This is a genomic window from Streptomyces alanosinicus (assembly GCF_014650595.1).
GTDB classification, from domain to species: domain Bacteria; phylum Actinomycetota; class Actinomycetes; order Streptomycetales; family Streptomycetaceae; genus Streptomyces; species Streptomyces alanosinicus.
The window spans coordinates 16,696-34,506 of sequence record NZ_BMVG01000038.1; the positions used below are offsets into that span (position 1 = coordinate 16,696).

Annotated in this window: 18 protein-coding genes; 6 read left to right on the forward strand and 12 right to left on the reverse strand. The window is 70.4% G+C overall.

The features are described 5' to 3' along the window. Position 1 precedes the first annotated feature (1 nt). Together IE277_RS38475 and IE277_RS38480 are read left to right on the forward strand one after the other, a co-directional pair. Positions 2 to 583 carry a VanZ family protein gene (locus IE277_RS38475; RefSeq protein WP_189958393.1) on the forward strand — a complete coding sequence of 194 codons (582 nt, stop codon included), beginning with the start codon at positions 2 to 4 and terminating at the stop codon, positions 581 to 583. Positions 584 to 667: 84 nt separating this feature from the next. Continuing rightward, positions 668 to 868, forward strand: coding sequence for a PspC domain-containing protein (locus IE277_RS38480; protein ID WP_189958394.1), 201 nt, complete (start codon positions 668 to 670; stop codon positions 866 to 868). Between the two features lie 105 nt (positions 869 to 973). Here IE277_RS38480 and IE277_RS38485 read toward each other — a convergent pair whose 3' ends face one another. Beyond that, positions 974 to 1,381, reverse strand: coding sequence for an ATP-binding protein (locus IE277_RS38485; protein WP_189958395.1), 408 nt, complete (start codon positions 1,379 to 1,381; stop codon positions 974 to 976). A 147-nt stretch (positions 1,382 to 1,528) separates the two neighbouring features. Next, positions 1,529 to 2,716 (reverse strand): adenosine deaminase, encoded by a 1,188-nt coding sequence (locus IE277_RS38490; RefSeq protein WP_189958396.1) that lies wholly within the window; start codon positions 2,714 to 2,716, stop codon positions 1,529 to 1,531. A gap of 134 nt (positions 2,717 to 2,850) precedes the next feature. Between IE277_RS38490 and IE277_RS38495 the strand changes: the two genes are divergently transcribed. Further along, positions 2,851 to 3,612 carry an alpha/beta fold hydrolase gene (locus IE277_RS38495; RefSeq protein ID WP_189958397.1) on the forward strand — a complete coding sequence of 254 codons (762 nt, stop codon included), beginning with the start codon at positions 2,851 to 2,853 and terminating at the stop codon, positions 3,610 to 3,612. Between the two features lie 9 nt (positions 3,613 to 3,621). Here IE277_RS38495 and IE277_RS38500 read toward each other — a convergent pair whose 3' ends face one another. Next, a complete protein-coding gene (locus IE277_RS38500) occupies positions 3,622 to 4,584 on the reverse strand; it encodes a LysR family transcriptional regulator (RefSeq protein WP_189958398.1) in 963 nt (320 codons plus the stop codon). 62 nt (positions 4,585 to 4,646) lie between these two features. Here IE277_RS38500 and IE277_RS38505 point away from each other — a divergent pair, with 62 nt between their 5' ends. Both IE277_RS38505 and IE277_RS38510 read left to right on the forward strand, forming a co-directional pair. After that, positions 4,647 to 5,942 (forward strand): MFS transporter, encoded by a 1,296-nt coding sequence (locus IE277_RS38505; protein ID WP_189958399.1) that lies wholly within the window; start codon positions 4,647 to 4,649, stop codon positions 5,940 to 5,942. Positions 5,943 to 6,061: 119 nt separating this feature from the next. After that, positions 6,062 to 7,075, forward strand: coding sequence for a sigma-70 family RNA polymerase sigma factor (locus IE277_RS38510; protein ID WP_189958400.1), 1,014 nt, complete (start codon positions 6,062 to 6,064; stop codon positions 7,073 to 7,075). Here IE277_RS38510 and IE277_RS38515 read toward each other — a convergent pair. The 9 genes from IE277_RS38515 to IE277_RS38555 form a co-directional block, all read right to left on the reverse strand. Further along, positions 6,959 to 7,345 (reverse strand): STAS domain-containing protein, encoded by a 387-nt coding sequence (locus tag IE277_RS38515; protein WP_189958401.1) that lies wholly within the window; start codon positions 7,343 to 7,345, stop codon positions 6,959 to 6,961. The two genes, IE277_RS38510 and IE277_RS38515, sit on opposite strands and share 117 nt — an antisense overlap. A gap of 27 nt (positions 7,346 to 7,372) precedes the next feature. Next, entirely contained in the window at positions 7,373 to 7,957 is a 585-nt protein-coding gene (locus tag IE277_RS38520) for a Uma2 family endonuclease (protein WP_189958402.1), read from the reverse strand. A 95-nt stretch (positions 7,958 to 8,052) separates the two neighbouring features. After that, positions 8,053 to 9,330 carry a thymidine phosphorylase gene (locus tag IE277_RS38525; RefSeq protein WP_189958436.1) on the reverse strand — a complete coding sequence of 426 codons (1,278 nt, stop codon included), beginning with the start codon at positions 9,328 to 9,330 and terminating at the stop codon, positions 8,053 to 8,055. Positions 9,331 to 9,420: 90 nt separating this feature from the next. Further along, the gene (locus tag IE277_RS38530) at positions 9,421 to 9,825 is read right to left on the reverse strand and encodes a cytidine deaminase (protein ID WP_189958403.1); all 405 of its coding nucleotides are present in this window, start codon (positions 9,823 to 9,825) and stop codon (positions 9,421 to 9,423) included. Next, positions 9,822 to 11,108, reverse strand: coding sequence for an ABC transporter permease (locus IE277_RS38535; RefSeq protein ID WP_189958404.1), 1,287 nt, complete (start codon positions 11,106 to 11,108; stop codon positions 9,822 to 9,824). Before IE277_RS38535 ends, IE277_RS38530 begins: the two co-directional genes overlap by 4 nt. Next, positions 11,108 to 12,235: an ABC transporter permease gene (locus IE277_RS38540; RefSeq protein ID WP_189958405.1), complete on the reverse strand. Its 1,128-nt coding sequence runs from the start codon at positions 12,233 to 12,235 to the stop codon at positions 11,108 to 11,110. The genes IE277_RS38535 and IE277_RS38540 overlap by 1 nt, the downstream gene beginning before the upstream one ends. Continuing rightward, positions 12,232 to 13,758, reverse strand: coding sequence for an ABC transporter ATP-binding protein (locus tag IE277_RS38545; RefSeq protein ID WP_189958437.1), 1,527 nt, complete (start codon positions 13,756 to 13,758; stop codon positions 12,232 to 12,234). The genes IE277_RS38540 and IE277_RS38545 overlap by 4 nt, the downstream gene beginning before the upstream one ends. Before the next feature lie 235 nt (positions 13,759 to 13,993). Continuing rightward, positions 13,994 to 15,049, reverse strand: a complete 1,056-nt coding sequence (locus IE277_RS38550; RefSeq protein WP_189958406.1) for a BMP family lipoprotein — start codon at positions 15,047 to 15,049, stop codon at positions 13,994 to 13,996. A gap of 279 nt (positions 15,050 to 15,328) precedes the next feature. Beyond that, the gene (locus IE277_RS38555) at positions 15,329 to 16,564 is read right to left on the reverse strand and encodes an amidohydrolase (RefSeq protein WP_189958407.1); all 1,236 of its coding nucleotides are present in this window, start codon (positions 16,562 to 16,564) and stop codon (positions 15,329 to 15,331) included. 257 nt (positions 16,565 to 16,821) lie between these two features. Between IE277_RS38555 and IE277_RS38560 the strand changes: the two genes are divergently transcribed. Then, a complete protein-coding gene (locus tag IE277_RS38560; RefSeq protein WP_229882281.1) occupies positions 16,822 to 17,475 on the forward strand; it encodes a class I SAM-dependent DNA methyltransferase in 654 nt (217 codons plus the stop codon). Positions 17,476 to 17,811: the final 336 nt, after the last annotated feature.

Below are 17,811 nucleotides of genomic sequence, written 5' to 3' on the forward strand. Positions count from 1 at the left end.
CGTGCAGCGTCAAGGCTCCATCGGCGGCAGCGCCGCGATCCGCATCCGGGCGACGGGCGGCGTTCTCCTCGTCGCCCACCTCGCCCTTGTCGCCTGGCTGATGCTGCGCCCCCTGGACGTGCCCTGGGTGACACCGCCCAATCTGCGTCCCCTGGCCGGTATCCGCGCCGACCTGGCGCTGGGCTGGCCCCAGGCCGCCAGACGGATCGGCGAGGGCCTGGCGCTGCTCGCCCCGCTCGGCGTGCTGCTGCCGATGGCGCACGGCAGGCTCACCGTCTCCCCGCTGGCCTCCCTGATCCGTACGGCCGCCGCGGGCGCCCTGATCTCCCTCGGCATCGCCCTGCTGCAGACCGGCGTGCCCGGCCGGGTGGTGGACGTCGACTCGGTGCTGCTCAACACCGCCGGCGTGCTCCTGGCCCATCTGCTCGTCGTGCCCGCGGGCCGCGTCCGGCTGCGGCGCCGGCAGGAGCGACAGGAGCAACAGGAGCTGCGGGACGACGCCGAAGAGCGGCCCGCAACGGTCCAGGAGGAGCTGTCTCAGGGGCGTACCCCGACGATTCCCAGGGTCGGAATAGCTCCGTAGAGTGACGCTTCGTCCGCTTCGTCTCCGTATCGTCGAAGGCAGCTGAAGGACAGCGAACGAACGAAACGACACGGAGGAGCCGTCATGACCGCCCTTGCCCGTCCCACCCACGGCCGCATGATCGGCGGAGTGTGCGCAGCTCTGGCGCGGCGCTTCGGCACCTCCGCGACGACGATGCGGGTGCTCTTCCTGCTGTCCTGCCTGCTGCCCGGCCCGCAGTTCCTGCTCTACATAGCCCTGTGGATCCTGCTCCCGGCCGAGGGCAAGTCGCAGACCGCCTGGTGACGGCCCGTCCGACGACGGGCGGCCGGCGCCCGTGCGTGAAAAACGCCGTCGGGGCGCCCCCGGACCGGACCGGGGCGCCCCGACGGCGTCGTACTGCGGTCGGCGTCAGCCGAGCGTGACCCCCTTCATCGGGAGGTTCTGTGTGGGCAGGCTCTGCGGGGACAGGCCTCCGGTGGGCAGGTTCGGTGCCTGCAGTCCGCCGATGCGGCTCTGGAGCGGCCCGGTCGGCCCTCCCTGCAGCGCGTTCTCGACGGCCGGCCGGGTGGCGGCCACCCCGGCCCCCAGGGCGTCCTGCCCCTGGGTGAGGGCGTGCTGGCCCCGGGTGAGGGCGGCGTCGGCGGCACCCGGCTGCGCCGCGCCGACGTTCTCGGCGGGCAGCGTCCGGGTGGCGGTGTTCAGCGCCGGGGTCGCGTCCGGGACGGCCACGGCCGCGTTGGCCGCGCCCGAGCCGAGCGCGGCGAAGGCGGCACCGAGAGCGGCGACACCGAAGGTCCTGGCAGCAGAGTGCTTCATGTAAATGCGTCCTTGAAACGAGGGGACGGGGTGCAAAAACGATGAACGGTCCTTGACCGTAAACATCGCCGATCGCCCGCCGCAAACACCGAAATGCGGACGGGTTGTGAACGCCCCGTTCACATTCCGGACCCCGGCGCGCCGCCCTTATCCCGCAGACGCGTCAGAAGCCCTGGTCGAGGCCGTCTGCTGAAACAGCCATTCGGATTTCAGTTCCGCATATCCCGGCTTGATGACGTCATTGATCATCGCCAGCCGTTCATCGAAAGGAATGAACGCGGATTTCATGGCATTGACGGAGAACCACTGCATGTCGTCGAGCGTGTAACCAAAGGCGGCGACGAGATGCTCGAATTCCTGGCTCATGCTCGTGTGCGACATCAGCCGGTTGTCGGTGTTCACGGTGGCCCGGAAATGCAGCCTTCGCAACAGTCCGATGGGATGCTCGGTGTAGGAGGGCGCGGCCCCGGTCTGCAGGTTCGAGCTGGGGCACAGCTCCAGCGGGATCCGCTTGTCACGGACGTACGACGCGAGCCGGCCGAGCTGCACCGAACCGTCCTCGCGGACCTCGATGTCGTCGATGATCCGCACACCGTGCCCGAGCCGGTCGGCTCCGCACCACTGCAGCGCCTGCCAGATGGACGGCAGCCCGAAGGCCTCGCCGGCGTGGATGGTGAAGTGGTTGTTCTCGCGCTTGAGGTACTCGAAGGCGTCCAGGTGCCGGGTGGGCGGGTAGCCGGCCTCGGCGCCGGCGATGTCGAAGCCGACGACGCCGGAGTCCCGGTAACGGTTGGTGAGTTCGGCGATCTCCAGGGAGCGGGCCGCGTGCCGCATGGCGGTCAGCAGCGCGCCGACCCGGATGCGCCGGCCGGCCGTGCGGGCGAGCCGCTCGCCCTGCCGGAACCCCTCGTTGACGGCCTCGACGACCTCCTCCAGGGTCAGCCCGGCCGCCAGGTGCTGCTCGGGGGCGTAGCGCACCTCGGCGTAGACGACTCCGTCCTCGGCGAGGTCCTCGGCGCACTCCCGGGCGACGCGGACGAGCGCCTCCCGGGTCTGCATGACGCCGACGGTGTGCTGGAAGGTCTCCAGATACCGTTCCAGCGAGCCGGAGTCGGCGGCTTCGCGGAACCAGATACCCAGCTTGTCCGGATCGGTCTCGGGCAGCTCCGAGTAGCCCGTGTCCCGGGCGAGTTCGACGACGGTGCCGGGGCGCAGGCCTCCGTCGAGATGATCGTGCAGCAGAACCTTGGGCGCCCGGCGGATCTGGTCCGGCGTCGGAACGTGCGCCGGGACACTCGCGGAGACGGTCCCGGCCGGTGCGGTCTCGCTCGTCATTTCCGCACTCTAACGCCTACGCGCGTAGAGCGACCGGTGGACGCGACGGCTGTTTCCGGGCACTTTTCCGTCGATACCCAACGGTGACCGCACATACGGGTTTCGTACACCGCACCTTCTGACACTGTTCTGTCATGGGACAGCAGGCGACACCGGTCCGCACGGCCGGGCTGGGGAAGACGGTCGGCCCGGCGCCGACGGCGGTCAGCGGAGCGGTGCTGCTGCTCCCCGGCGGGGAGGAGGTCTCCGCCCGCAGGCCGTCCTCCGTCCGGGCGACGATCACGCTGCGCTCGCTGGGCCGCCGGCTCGCTCACGCGGGACGGCCGGAGGGGCTCGCTGTCCATGCCGTCCGCTATCGGTACCGGGGCTGGAACGGCAGCGAGGCGCATCTGGCGGCGGACGCGGAATGGGCCGCCGACGAGGTCGTACGACGATACGGCGATGTTCCCGTGTGCCTCGTCGGAGTGGACATGGGCGGCCGGGCGGCATTGCGGGCCGGCGGGCATGAAGCCGTCAACTCCGTTGTGGCGCTGGCCCCTTGGCTCCCCGAGGACGATGTGGCCGTGCCCGCCGAGCCGGTGCGGCAGCTGGCCGGGCGCCGGGTGCTGATCGTGCACGGCACGAACGACGCGCGGACCGATCCCGAGCTGTCGTTCCGGTACGCGGCGCGGGCGAAGAAGACGAATCGGGAGGTGTGCCGGTTCGAAGTGCACTCCGACGGACACGAGTTGAGCGGCCATCGGGACGAAGTGGGCTGTCTGGCCGCCGACTTCATGATGGGGGCGTTGTTCGGGCACCATGTGTCGCGGCCGGTCGAGGACGCGCTGGCGGCTCCGCCGCCGATCGGGCTCCGGATGCCGTTGGCCGTGGGGTTCGGCAAGTCGCTGCAGCGGTAGGGCTCGTGGTCAGGCGGCCAGCAGATTGCCCCGCCTTGAGAGCAGGAACTTCTTGAACGCGGCCACCGGTGGGGTGTCCGGGCGGCCTGCCAGCCAGGCGACGCCGATCTCGCGGACCGCTCTCGGGGCCGTGACCGTCAGTTCCACCACGCCCGGTCGCGGGACCGTCGGCGGCGGGAGCAGCGCCACTCCCAGGCCCGCCGCCATCAGGCCCCGCAGGGTCTCCGCCTCCTCGCCCTCGAAGGCGACCTTCGGGCGGAAACCGGCCTCACCGCACAGGGCGTCGAAGATGCGGCGGAGGCCGTAGCCGGGCTCCAGGGTGACGAAGGTTTCCTCGGCCGCCTCGGCGAGGCGGATCCGGCGGCGGGTGGCGAGGCGATGGTCGGCGGGGACGACCAGGCGGAGTTTCTGTTCGTCCAGGCGGCGGGCGACCAGGTCGGGGGCGTCGGGCACCGGAGAGGTCAGACAGAGGTCCAGTTCGCCGGCGCGCAGCCGCTCCAGCATGGCCTCGCCGTAGTTCTGGACAAGGCTGAAGCGGACGCGCGGATGGTCGGCGCGGAAGGCGTGCAGGAGGCCGGGGACCGTCTCGGCGCCCATGGTGTGCAGAAAGCCGAAGGCGACCTTGCCGGCGGCGGGGTCGGTGTCGGCGCGCACCTCCTCGGCGGCCCGCTCGATCTCGGCGAGGGCGCGTTCGACGGAGGTGAGGAAGGTGCGGCCGGCGGTGGTGAGCGAGACCGTGCGGCCGTGGCGGGCGAACAGGTCGACGCCCAGGTCCCGTTCCAGGCGGACCATCGCGCGGGAGAGGGTCGACTGCGGGACGTTCATCTCGTGGGCGGCCCGGGTGACGTGCTCGGTGCGGGCGACGCCGGCGAAGTAGGCGAGGCGCGGCGCGAGCACCCGCGACATCTCAGACATGTCTTCTGTGTCACTGTTCGATGACAGACGAGCCGGTGAGCTTTGCTGATGCACCATGGGAACGATTATGGCCGTTCCATGCATTGGACGGATGAATCTGCCCTGCCTACGGTCGAAGCATGTCTCCCGCCAGTACCGGGGCGTCCACCACCGTGGACGCCGCCACGCCCGTCCCTTCCGCCGACTCCACCGGCTCCGACTCCCGGATGACCCCGGGCGGCCCCGGCTACCGCCGGATGAGCCTCGCCCTCTTCCTCGCCGGAGTCGCCACCTTCGCCCTGCTGTACTCCACGCAGGCCCTGCTTCCGCTGATCTCCGGCGAGTTCGGGGTCGCGGCGGGCGAGGCGAGCTGGACGGTGGCGGCCGCGACCGGCGGACTGGCCCTGTTCGTGCTGCCGATGAGCGCCCTGTCGGAGCGCTACGGCCGCCGTTCGGTGATGACGGCCTCGCTGGCCGTCGCGGTCGTGGTCGGACTGCTGGTGCCGTTCGCACCGTCGATCGGCGCGCTGGTGGTGCTGCGGGCGGTGCAGGGTGCGGCGCTGGCCGGGCTGCCGGCCTCGGCGCAGGCCTATCTGGCCGAGGAGGTCCGGCCCAAGGCGCTGATCACGGCGATCGGTCTGTTCGTCGCGGGCAACAGCGTCGGCGGCATGAGCGGCCGGGTGATCACCGGCTGGGTGGCCCAGGAATGGGGCTGGCGGGTCGCCGTCGGGGTGATCGGCGTGATCGCGGTCGGCTGCGCGGTGGCGTTCCGGCTGCTGCTGCCGGCTCCCCGGCACTTCACGGCGGGCTCGCTGCGGCCCCGGATCCTGCTCGGCACGGTCCGCGACCATCTCGCGAACCCGCTGCTGCGGCGCCTGTACGCGATCGGCGCGCTGTTCATGACGGTGTTCGGCGGCGTCTACACGGTGATCGGCTACCGGCTCACCGAGGCGCCGTTCGGGCTGCCGCAGGGCATCGCGGGCTCGATCTTCCTGGTCTACCTGGTGGGCACGGTCTCCGCGTCCGTGGCGGGCCGGCTGGTGGGCCGGCTCGGCCGCCGGGGCGCGCTGTATCTGGCGGGCGGGACGACGGCCGCGGGTCTGCTGCTCTCGCTGGCCCCGGCGCTGCCGCTGGTCCTGCTGGGGCTGGTACTGATCACGGCGGGCTTCTTCGCGGGCCACGCGGTCGCCTCCTCGGCGGTCAGCAAGACGGCCGTGCACGGCCGCGCCCAGGCCTCGGCCCTGTACCAGTCCATGTACTACATCGGCTCCAGCGTCGGCAGCATGGTGGGCGCGACGGCGTTCCACGCGGACGGCTGGGCGGGTACGGTCGGTGTCGGCCTGCTCGCGGTCCTGGGTGTCGTCACCATCACGGTGCTCGGCACGCGGGCGGCCCGGGTGGCGGCCCGGAGTGCGCTTGTGGCCAACGCCCACTGAGGCGCCCCGTCCGCGACCTGCGCTTTCACACACTCCGGGGGCCATTGTCAGTCCCCTGCGGTAGCTTCCCAAGTGGCGCGAAGGAGCGTCACAGAACAGGCCACAGGGGTGGGTGGACGATGGGCAGTGACACGGCGACGGCGGACCTCGACGTCGCACTGGAGAAGCACCGGACCGAACTGACCGGGTACTGCTACCGGATGCTCGGGTCCTCCTTCGAGGCCGAGGACGCGGTGCAGGACACCCTGGTGCGGGCCTGGCGGAGCTACGCCACGTTCGAGGGCCGCTCCAGCCTTCGCTCATGGCTGTACCGGATCGCGACGAACGTGTGCCTGGACATGCTGACGGCGGGCAACAAGCGGGCGAGACCAATGGATCTCACCAAGTCGACACCGCTCGCCCAGGCGGCCCTCTCCCCCCGCCCCGACCACACCTGGCTGGAGCCGATGCCGGACGCGCGCGTGCTGCCGCAGGTCGTCGACCCGGCCGAGGTGGCGGTCGCCAAGGAATCCGTCCGGCTGGCCTTCATGGCGGCCCTGCAGCAACTGCCGCCCAAGCAGCGGGCGGTGCTGATCCTGCGCGAGGTGCTGGCCTGGAAGGCGAGCGAGGTCGCCGAGTTGCTGGGCACCACGGTCGCCTCGGTCAACAGCGCGCTGCAGCGGGCGCGGGCCACGCTCGCGGAGCGGGCGGACGCGGGTGACGCGGGCGCGGTCTCGGACCCGCTGGACGAGGAGCAGCAAAGGCTCCTGGAGCGCTATGTGAAGGCGTTCGAGGGGTATGACATGACGGCGCTGACGGCACTGCTCCACGAGGACGCCGTCATGACGATGCCGCCGTTCGACCTGTGGCTGCGCGGTACGGCGGACATCACCGGTTTCATGACCACGCTCGGTGCCTCCTGCGCCGGCTCCCGGCTGCTGCCGGTGCAGGTCAACGGCCTGCCGGGGTTCGCGCACTACAAGCCGGACGAGGAGCGGGGCGGATTCAGCCCCTGGGCCGTGCAGGTGCTGGAGCTGTCAGGGGGCCGGATCACCGGTTTCCACTGCTTCCTCGACACCAAGCGGTGGTTCCCCCTCTTCGACCTGCCCCTCCACCTGGAAGCGGAGTCCGACGAGGCCGAGAAGGGCGTGTAGCGCGGGGTCGGGGTCCCTGAGCCGGATCCGCCCGCCGGCCCGGCGGGCGGTCAGCTCCAGCCGCGCCAACAGGTCCACGACGGCCAGCCCCGGAGGCCCGAGCCCGCCCACATCACATACGACGACAGAGCCCCCGCCACCCGCCAGCAGCCCCCGCACCTGATCACACAGCCCCGCCACCTCGTCCCGGGCGACGGGACCGGGCAGCGTGAGCACAGCGGGTTCCTTGGCATCCACGGTCGGTAGACCGCCGGAGCGCGCCGAACTCATCGCCCAGGTAAAGGCCCAGGCCGAGGTTCAGTCGACGGGGAACTCACCGGTGTCGATCGTGACGTCGAACGGCGCCGGCAACTTGATGGGATCACCGAACTTGACTGCGCTGAGGACCCGGTAGACGTCGCCCTTCGGTTCGCCGTAGAGCGTCGCGGTGGGGCCACCGGGGGCCCAGCAGTCGGTCAGGAGGTAGAGGGGGATCCCCGCGGTGGCGTAGGCGGCGGCCTTGCTGACGCGGTCGTGACGGGCGTTGGACCTGGAGGTCACCTCGACGACGAGTTCGGCGAGGGCGGCGGGGACGTAGGAGTCCGTCTCCAGGTGCTCCTGCACCGGCATCACCAGAAGGTCCGGGACGAGCATGCCCAGCCGTGCCGGTACGGCGATCGATTGGGTCTGGAAGATCTCCCACTCCTCAGGGATCACTGGGTAGAGGCGACGCTGAATGCGGCCGGCGATCACGTTGTGGCGATGGGCGGGTGAAGGCGACACGGTGATGATCCCCTCGATGATCTCCACCTTGCTGCCCTCGGGCCATTCCATCTCCTCCCAGTACCGGACGAGGTCGTCCCAGTTCTGGTCGGGGTCCTGGCTCACGGTGAGTGCGCTCATGGCGGTCTCCTATCGGTACGTCACCGATCCCAGCATGCCGAAGGGGACCGGCACGGGTCCACCGATCCCCTTCACCCGAACGAGAAACTACCTGGTCAGGCGATACGTTCCAGCACGACGGGCGTCGCCGTGAACTCGGTCCCCGCCTCCGCGATGTCGTACGAACCCTCCACCGCCTGCAGCGCGTACTCGAAGCGCTCCGGGGTGTCCGTGTGGAGGGTGAGGAGCGGCTGGCCCTCGGTCACCGTGTCGCCCGGCTTGGCGTGCATCTCCACGCCCGCGCCCGCCTGCACCGGGTCCTCCTTGCGCGCACGTCCGGCGCCCAGGCGCCAGGCCGCGACACCGATGTCGTAGGCGTCGAGGCGGGTGAGGACGCCGGCGGAGGGGGCCTTGATGACGTGCTGTTCCTTCGACGTGGGCAGCGGAGCGTCCGGGTCGCCGCCCTGCGCCGCGATCATCCGGCGCCAGACGTCCATCGCCGAGCCGTCGGCCAGGGCCTTCGCCGGGTCGGCGTCCTTGATGCCGGCCGCGTCGAGCATCTCGCGGGCCAGGGCGACCGTCAGCTCCACGACGTCCGCGGGGCCGCCGCCCGCCAGGACCTCGACCGACTCGCGGACCTCCAGGGCGTTGCCCGCGGTCAGGCCGAGCGGGGTCGACATGTCGGTCAGGAGCGCGACCGTCTTCACGCCGTGGTCGGTGCCGAGGCCGACCATCGTGGACGCCAGTTCGCGGGCGTCGTCCAGGGTCTTCATGAAGGCGCCGGTGCCGACCTTCACGTCCAGCACCAGCGAGCCCGTGCCCTCGGCGATCTTCTTCGACATGATGGACGAGGCGATCAGCGGGATCGCCTCCACCGTGCCGGTGACGTCACGCAGCGCGTAGAGCTTCTTGTCCGCCGGGGCCAGGCCGTCGCCCGCCGCGCAGATCACCGCGCCCGTCGTGTCCAGGACGTGCAGCATCTCCTCGTTCGAGAGCAGCGCGCGCCAGCCGGGGATCGACTCCAGCTTGTCCAGGGTGCCGCCGGTGTGGCCGAGGCCCCGGCCGGAGAGCTGGGGCACCGCGGCGCCGCAGGCCGCGACGAGCGGGGCCAGCGGGAGGGTGATCTTGTCGCCGACGCCGCCGGTGGAGTGCTTGTCGGCCGTCGGGCGGGACAGGGCCGAGAAGTCCATGCGCTCGCCGGAGGCGATCATGGCCGCGGTCCAGCGGGCGATCTCGCGGCGGTTCATGCCGTTGAGCAGGATCGCCATGGCGAGCGAGGACATCTGCTCGTCGGCGACCTCGCCGCGCGTATACGCGTCGATGACCCAGTCGATCTGCTCGTCGGTCAGCTCGCCGCGGTCCCGCTTGGTGCGGATGACGGAGATGGCGTCCATGGCCATGGCGTTCCCTTCGAAGAATTGCGAAACGGACGGCCCCTCCGAAGGCGAAACCACGCTCGAAGGGGCCGTACGGCATTGCATGCGTTACTTGGTGAGATTTTCCGGGCCGAAGGCCTGGGGCAGCATCTCGGACAGCGGCAGGACGCCCGCGGGGGTGTCCAGCAGGAGGTCCGCTCCGCCGAACTCGTACAGCAGCTGGCGGCAGCGCCCGCACGGCACGAGCAGGTCGCCCTTGCCGTCCACGCAGGTGAAGTGGGTGAGCCGGCCGCCGCCCGAGCGCTGCAGGTCCGAGACCAGACCGCACTCGGCGCACAGTCCTAGACCGTAGGAGGCGTTCTCGACGTTGCAGCCGGTGACCGTGCGGCCGTCGTCGACCCGGGCCGCCACGCCGACCGGGAAGCCGGAGTAGGGGGCGTAGGCGTGGGACATCGCCTCCCGCGCCACCTCCCGCAGCGCCTCCCAGTCGAACTCGGCGACTTGCTGTGTCACTTGCCCTGGCCCTTCCGGTAGCGCATACCGTCCGCCTTCGGCATCCGCAGGCGCTGCGCCGACAGGGACAGCACCAGCAGCGTGACGACGTACGGCGTGGCGCCGACGAAGTCGCTCGGGACGGTGTCGGTGAGCAGGTACCAGACCAGGATCAGTCCGGCCATGACGAGGCTGATCACGCCCTGCAGCATCGCCTTGCGGTACAGCTTCCAGCCTGCCAGGACCGCGAGCAGGACGACCAGCAGGAGCAGCAGCGCGTGGACGGTCGTACCGCCGTTGCGCAGCTGGAGCGCGTCGGAGTAGCCGAACAGGCCGGCGCCCATCGCCAGGCCGCCCGGACGCCAGTTACCGAAGATCATCGCCGCGAGGCCGATGTAGCCGCGGCCGCCGGTCTGGCCCTCCAGGTAGGTGTGCGAGGTGACCAGGGCCAGGAAGGCACCGCCGAGGCCGGCGAGACCGCCGGAGACGGCGACGGCCGCGTACTTGTACGAGTACACGTTGACGCCGAGCGACTCCGCGGCGGTCGGGTTCTCGCCGCAGGAGCGCAGCCGCAGACCGAACGACGTGCGCCACAGCAGCCACCAGCTGGCCACGAACAGCGCCGCGGCCAGGACGGTGATCACGGACAGGTGGGTGATCAGGCCGCCGAGGATGCCGGCGATGTCGGAGATCAGGAACCAGTGGTGGTTCTCGATCGTCTGCAGGCCGTCGGAGAGGCCGGGCACGGTGACGTCCGGCAGCGCGGCCGCCGGCGGGGACTGCTTGGGGTTGCCGCCCGCGTTGGCCGCCGCACCACCGGTGAAGAACAGCTTGGCGAGGTACTGGGTGGCGCCGAGCGCGAGCAGGTTGATCGCCACACCGGAGACGATGTGGTCGACGCCGAAGGTGACGGTGGCGACGGCGTGCAGCAGACCGCCGACGACACCGAAGCCGATGCCGGCCAGCAGGCCGAGCCAGGGGCTGGACTGCCAGCCGATCCAGCCGGCGCCGAAGGTACCGAGGATCATCATGCCTTCGAGGCCGATGTTGACCACACCGGCCCGCTCGGACCACAGACCGGCGAGACCGGCGAGGCCGATCGGCACGGCGAGGCCGAGGGCGGCGCTGACCTGCCCGGCGGAGTCGAGGTCCTGCGAGCCGGTGATCATCCGGACCGCGGCCACGAGCAGCAGCGCACCCGCGACGAGCAGGAGGATCTGGCCGAACGAGCGGCCCGAGCGCTGCGGCGCGCCCGCCGCCTTGGGCGCCGCGGGCGGCGGCGTGTCGGTCATCGTGGCAGTCATCACGCCACCTCCTGCTTCTTCGTCGGGGCGGCGGCCTGGGCGGCGAGTTCGGCGCCGACCTTCTGCTGCTGGCGCTTGAGGCCGTAGCGGCGTACGACCTCGTAGGCGATCACGACGCACAGGACGATGACGCCCTGGATGACGCCGAGGATCTCCTTGTCGTAGCCCTGGAACTCCAGGTGGTTGGTGGTGCGCTCCAGGAAGCCCCACAGCAGGGCGCCGAGCGCGATGCCGATCGGGTTGTTACGGCCGAGCAGCGCGATGGCGATGCCGGTGAAGCCGATGCCGGTCGGGAAGTCGCTGCTGAACTGGTAGCTGTCGTTGAGCAGGGTCGGCATGCCGATCAGACCGGCCACCGCACCCGAGATGATCATGCTGGTGGCGATCATCTTCTTCACCGACACACCGCTGGCGGCGGCCGCGCTCTCGGACTGGCCGACGGTGCGCAGGTCGTAGCCGAAGCGGGTGCGGCCGAGCACGAACCAGTACGCGATGCCGACGGCGGCGGCGATGAAGATGAAGCCCCACAGGTCACCGGCCGGGCCGGTGTCGATGCTGAAGAAGTGCGAGCCGGACGGCAGCGGCTTGGTGGCGACCACGGTGCCGCCCTGCTGGAGCTGGGCCAGCTTTCCGGGCTGCAGGAGGTAGGCGATGATCGCGGTGGCGATCGAGTTCAGCATGATCGTCGAGATGACCTCGCTGACGCCGCGGGTCACCTTGAGGATGCCGGCGATGGCCGCCCACAGGGCGCCGGTCGCCATGGCGCAGATCAGGATCAGCGGGACGGCGAGCCAGCCGGGCACGGTCAGCGCGCCGCCGAGGACGGCGGCGAAGAACGCGGCGAGCCGGTACTGGCCGTCGACACCGATGTTGAACAGGTTCATCCGGAAGCCGATGGCCACCGAGACACCCGCGAGGTAGTACGTGGTCGCCTTGTTGAGGATGTAGACCTGGCTGTCGCTGGCGAAGCCGTAGGTCAGCATGTCGTTGAAGGCGGGGCCGGGGTTCTTGCCGGTCGCGAGGATCACCAGGGCGGTGACGACGAGCGCGGCGACGACCGCCAGCACCGGTGCGGCGAGGCCGAGGAACAGCCGCTCCTTGTCGATCCGTGAGGTCAGCTTGTTCATCGCTCGTCGTCCTCTGCGTGCTCCAGGTGGCCGGTGGCCGCACCCGTCATGGCGGAGCCCAGCTCTTCGGGGGTGATCGTGGCGGGGTCGGCGTCGGCGACCAGACGGCCGCGGTACATCACCCGCAGGGTGTCGGAGAGCCCGATCAGCTCGTCCAGGTCGGCGGAGATCAGCAGGACGGCCAGGCCCTCGCGGCGGGCCTCGCGGATGTAGTCCCAGATGGCCGCCTGGGCACCGACGTCCACACCGCGGGTGGGGTGGGCGGCGATGAGCAGTTTGGGGTTGTGGCTCATCTCGCGGCCGACGATCAGCTTCTGCTGGTTGCCGCCGGAGAGCGAGGCCGCGGTGACCTCGATGCCGGGGGTGCGGACGTCGTAGGTAGCAACGATCCGCTCGGTGTCGGCGCGGGCGGCCTTGATGTCGAGGAGTCCGCCCTTGGAGTTGGGCTTCTCGGTGACGTGGCCGAGGATGCGGTTCTCCCACAGCGGGGCCTCGAGGAGCAGGCCGTGGCGGTGGCGGTCCTCGGGGATGTAGCCGATGCCGGACTCGCGGCGGTGGCGGGTGGGGGCGTGGGAGATGTCGGCGTCGTCGAGGGTGATCACGCCGGCGTCGGGGTCGCGCATGCCCATGATCGCCTCGACCAGCTCGGACTGGCCGTTGCCCTCCACACCGGCGATGCCGAGGACCTCGCCCTTGTGGATGGTGAAGGAGATCTGGTCCAGGACGATCCGCTCGATGCCCTCCAGGTCGGTCTGCGCGAGGTGCAGCCCGGCCACCTTCAGCATCGGGACGTCCGTGACGGTGGACTCCGCGGTCTCCGGGGTGGGCAGTTCGCTGCCGACCATCATCTCGGCGAGCTGCTTGGAGGTGGTCTTGGACGGCTCGGCGGTGCCGACCGTCGTACCGCGCCGGATGACGGTGATCTCGTCGGCGACGGAGAGCACCTCGCCCAGCTTGTGGGAGATGAAGATGACGGTGAGGCCCTCGGCCTTCAGCTCGCGCAGGTTGTCGAAGAGGGCGTCGACCTCCTGCGGTACGAGCACGGCGGTGGGCTCGTCCAGGATGAGGGTCTTGGCGCCGCGGTAGAGGACCTTGAGGATCTCCACGCGCTGGCGGTCGGCGACACCCAGCTCCTCGACGAGGACGTCGGGACGGACGTTCAGGCTGTACGCGTCCGAGATCTCCTTGATCTTGGCGCGGGCCTTGCCGCCGATGCCGTACAGCTTCTCCGCGCCGAGAACGACGTTCTCCAGCACGGTGAGGTTGTCGGCGAGCATGAAGTGCTGGTGCACCATGCCGATGCCGCGGGCGATGGCGTCGCCGGGGTTGTGCAGGACGACCTGCTCGCCGGCCACCGTGATGGTGCCCTCGTCCGGCTGCTGCATGCCGTAGAGGATCTTCATCAGGGTCGACTTGCCGGCGCCGTTCTCACCGCACAGGGCATGGACGGTCCCGGTGCGGACGGTGATGTCGATGTCCTTGTTGGCAACGACACCGGGGAAACGCTTGGTGATGCCGCGCAGTTCGACGGCAGCGGGAGGGCTGGACGCGTTGATGGCGCACTCTCCTCGGGGAAAGGGGCTGCATAGGGGAGGTGGCAGGCGTCGGCGACGCTAGCGCGGCAACTCCACGCTACACGCGTAGAGTTGACACATTGTTATGGCTCGACGAGGGCCGCGGGGGCGACGCTTCCTCGCCGAGCCGAAGTCCGGCGGAGCCGGCCGGCCCCCTCAGCGGGAACCGGCCGGGTCCGTCAGGTCACGGGGTGGTCTTGACCTTGATCGAGCCGTCGACGATCTTCTTCTTCGCGGCGTCCAGCTTGGGCTGGATGTCGGTGATGAAGCCGCCGCTCGTGGCGAGCGAGACACCGCCCTTGGCGAGCGAGTAGACGTTGTTGCCGGCGAGCGGCTTGCCGTCGTGGACGGACTTGATGAAGTCGTACACGCCGACGTCGACGTTCTTGACCATGGAGGTCAGGATCGAGCTCTTGTACTGGGCCAGACCCGGGATGTTGTACTGGTCGGAGTCCACGCCGATGGCCCAGGCACCCTTGGCGCCGTGCACGGCCTCGATCGCGCCGTTGCCGGAGGAGCCGGCGGCGGTGTAGATGACGTCGGTGCCGTTGTCCAGCATGCCCTGCGCGGCCTGCTGGCCCTTGTCGGGGCTGGAGAAGCCGGAGAAGTCCTGGCCGTGGGACAGGTACTGGACGTCGACCTTGACCTTGGGGTTGGTGTCGTGGACGCCCTGGACGTAACCCGCCTCGAACTTCTTGATCAGCGGGTTGTCGACACCGCCGATGAAGCCGACGTGGTCCTTCTTGGTCTTCAGCGCGGCGGCGACACCGGCCAGGTAGGAGCCCTGCTCCTCGGTGAAGGTGATGCTGTTGACGTTCTTGGCGGCGACGACCGAGTCGACGATGCCGAAGTTGGTCTTCGGGAACTTCGCGGAGATCTTGGTGACGGCGGGGGCGTACGAGAAGCCGACGGCGACGATCGGGTTGTAACCCGCCTGGGCCAGGTCCGACAGCCGCTGCTCGCGGTCGGCCTCGGTGTCGGAGGTCTTGGCGGTCAGCTCCTTGATGGAACCGCTGAACTCCTTCTCGGCCTTGTCGGCACCGCGCGCGGCGGAGTCGTTGAAGGAGCGGTCACCACGGCCGCCGACGTCGTAGGCGAGACCGATCTTGACACCCTTGCCGCCGCCCCCGGAGGAGGACGAGGTGGTGTTGTCGGAGGAAGTGCTGCCACACGCGGTGGCAGTCACGGCGAGTGCTGCGGTCGCGATACACGCAGCGGAAAGCTTGGCTACCCGGCGCACGGGAGGCTCCTTCACCTGACCTGAGCGCCTTGCAGGCGCTTGATGTGAGCACCATGCCAGTGCTCGAGCCGTATCGCCCCGGCGGCGTCGGCTTCGCGGCATCGTAACGCGCGTAGATGTCGCAAAAAACCCCCTCTCGAAGCCGTTATCGATTCGAGGCAAACGGCATCTGAACTCGGGGTCTTGCCCGCCTTCTGAGGCTGTTGCGCACTATGCGCAAAAGGCCTGCGGCCGAATTACGCCGGTCAGGCGAACGGCCCCCGCAGGGGCCGTCGGCTCTCATTCCGGTACGGCGTTGGGCTCCAGGAAGGCCGCTGCCGTGAACATCTCCACGCCGACCTTGATCGCGTGCTCGTCGGCGTCGAAGTCGCCCTGGTGCAGATCGCGCACCGTGCGCTCGCCGGGCTTGCGGACCCCGAGGCGGGCCATGGCGCCCGGCACATGCTCCAGGTACCAGGAGTAGTCCTCGCCGCCGAGGCTCTGCTCGGTGCTCTCGACGGAGTCCCGGCCGCGCCGCGCGGCCATGGCCCGGCGCAGCAGCTCGGTGGACTCCTTGTCGTTCACGACCGGCGGCACCCCGCGCACATAGGTGATCTCGGACTTGGCCCGGTGCAGGCTGGCGACCTCGTCGATGGCGGCGTGCACGACGTCGGGGGCCTCCCGCCAGGCCTCCAGGTCCAGGCAGCGCACCGTGCCGGACAGCTCGGCGTGCTGCGGGATCACGTTCGGCGCGTGGCCCGACTCGATCCGGCCCCAGGTGAGGACGAGACCGGCGCGGGCGTCGACGCGGCGGCCGATCACCGCGGGCACGTCGACGGCGACGCGGGCGACGGCGGTCACCAGGTCGGTGGTCAGATGCGGCCGGGCGGTGTGCCCGCCGGGCCCGTCCAGGGCGACCTCCAGCCGGTCGCACGCGCTGGTGATCGCCCCGTGCCGCAGCCCGATCTTCCCGGCGTCGACGCGCGGGTCGCAGTGCACCGCGAGGATCCGCCCGACCCCCTTGAGCACCCCGTCCTCGATGGCGTCGAGGGCGCCGCCGGGCAGCACCTCCTCGGCGGGCTGGAACAGCAGCCGCACCGGCCGGGGCAGCAGGCCCTTGGCGTGCAGGTCCGCGAGGACGAGCCCGGTGCCGAGCACGACGGTCGTATGGACGTCGTGTCCGCAGGCGTGCGCCCGGTCGGGCACGGTCGACCGGTAGGAGCAGTCGGTCTTGGTGTCCGGGATGGGCAGGGCGTCGATGTCCGCGCGCAGCGCCAGAAGCGGTACGGGCGGGCGCCGGCCCTCGGTCAGGCCGATGTCACAGACGAGTCCGGTCCCCTTGGCGAGCACGCGGGGGCGAAGCCCCGCCCGCTCCAGCCGTTCCTTGATCGCGGCTGTTGTACGGAACTCCTGATTGCCCAGCTCAGGGTGCATGTGCAAGTCGCGACGGAACGCGACGAGTTCGGCGTGCAGGGCATCGCTCAGCGCGCCGGGGAGCACATCCCCCGCGAGGCCGGCCTCGGACTCTAGGGACATCAATTGCTTCACCCTCTGAAGGGTAGGACGCCCGGCTGGCCAACTACCCCTCGATCAACAAAAGTTCAGCCCGTTAGGGGAAGAAAATCTGACCGGCGGACGCATGGGGGCGGACTCTGATGGGTAAAACCACTGTTTCTCTCTCCACGCATACCACGCCCACGGGCAGTCACGCGCGTCATGTCCACGAACCGGACCCCGCCCCGGCCTCCTGGACCGGCTCCGCCGGCGGTCCCGTGCCGGTAGGGTCCGCAGCCGTGACCGATGCGACAGAGCCCTTCCTGCGCCCGACCCGCACCTCCTACGACGCGATCGCCAAGGACTACGCGGCCCAGTTCCCGGCCGGCGGCCTCCATCCGCTGGACACCGCCCTGATCAGCGCCTTCGCCGAGCTGGCCACCGCACACGGCACGGCCCCGGTGGCCGACCTGGGTAGCGGCCCCGGTCATGTCACCGCGCTGCTGGACGGGCTGGGTGTGCCGTCCTTCGGGGTCGACCTCTCCCCCGCCATGGTGGCACTGGCCCGGGACACCTATCCCCAACTCCGGTTCCATGTCGGCTCGATGACGTCTCTGGACCTGCCCGATGCCACCTTGAGCGGCATCCTCGCCCTGTACTCGACGATCCATGTGCCCGACGCCCACCTGCCGACGGCCTTCGCGGAGTTCCAGCGCACCCTGCTGCCCGGCGGCCACGCCCTCCTCGCCTTCCAGACCGGCGAGGAGCCCGGCCGCCTCCACCTGCCGGAGCGCTTCGGCCACGAGATCGACCTCGACTACTACTGGCGCACCCCGGAGCAGGTCATCGAAGGGCTGGCGGAAGCCGGCCTGGAGCTGGTCGCCGGGGTACGCCGCGAGCCGACCGGCGAGGAGAGCCGGGCACGGGCGTTCGTGCTGGTCCGTAAGGCGTAGCCGGCGCGCACGGCCGGCGTACGCCCCACGCCGCGGGAGCCGGACCGGATCGTGACCGGGCTCGCGGGGCCCGAGCCGACCTGGTGCGTCGCCACGTCGTCGTGGCGGCCGCCATCGGCTCCAGGACGTCACGACGAACGGCGCGGTCAGCCGTCCACCGCCATCCGCACCACCGCGCTGTGTCCGGAGCTCGTGGTCGGTGGTGCAGGACTGGACACCGTTGCTGTCCGTGGTGCAGGACTCGCCGGTGCGCTTGTCGACGACCGTGCCTTCGCCAACTCCGGTCCTGCATTTCGGAGTTGATGGCGTGGCCACCCTCGACAACCGGAGGCCCGG

Bases quoted from the DNA above. Each gene is read 5' to 3' on its own strand.
- IE277_RS38480 (WP_189958394.1), top strand. From the start codon at position 668: ATGACCGCCCTTGCCCGTCCCACCCACGGCCGCATGATCGGCGGAGTG.
- IE277_RS38485 (WP_189958395.1), bottom strand. From the start codon at position 1,381: ATGAAGCACTCTGCTGCCAGGACCTTCGGTGTCGCCGCTCTCGGTGCC.
- IE277_RS38490 (WP_189958396.1), bottom strand. From the start codon at position 2,716: ATGACGAGCGAGACCGCACCGGCCGGGACCGTCTCCGCGAGTGTCCCG.
- IE277_RS38495 (WP_189958397.1), top strand. From the start codon at position 2,851: ATGGGACAGCAGGCGACACCGGTCCGCACGGCCGGGCTGGGGAAGACG.
- IE277_RS38500 (WP_189958398.1), bottom strand. From the start codon at position 4,584: ATGGTGCATCAGCAAAGCTCACCGGCTCGTCTGTCATCGAACAGTGAC.
- IE277_RS38505 (WP_189958399.1), top strand. From the start codon at position 4,647: ATGTCTCCCGCCAGTACCGGGGCGTCCACCACCGTGGACGCCGCCACG.
- IE277_RS38510 (WP_189958400.1), top strand. From the start codon at position 6,062: ATGGGCAGTGACACGGCGACGGCGGACCTCGACGTCGCACTGGAGAAG.
- IE277_RS38515 (WP_189958401.1), bottom strand. From the start codon at position 7,345: ATGAGTTCGGCGCGCTCCGGCGGTCTACCGACCGTGGATGCCAAGGAA.
- IE277_RS38520 (WP_189958402.1), bottom strand. From the start codon at position 7,957: ATGAGCGCACTCACCGTGAGCCAGGACCCCGACCAGAACTGGGACGAC.
- IE277_RS38525 (WP_189958436.1), bottom strand. From the start codon at position 9,330: ATGGACGCCATCTCCGTCATCCGCACCAAGCGGGACCGCGGCGAGCTG.
- IE277_RS38535 (WP_189958404.1), bottom strand. From the start codon at position 11,108: ATGACTGCCACGATGACCGACACGCCGCCGCCCGCGGCGCCCAAGGCG.
- IE277_RS38540 (WP_189958405.1), bottom strand. From the start codon at position 12,235: ATGAACAAGCTGACCTCACGGATCGACAAGGAGCGGCTGTTCCTCGGC.
- IE277_RS38555 (WP_189958407.1), bottom strand. From the start codon at position 16,564: ATGTCCCTAGAGTCCGAGGCCGGCCTCGCGGGGGATGTGCTCCCCGGC.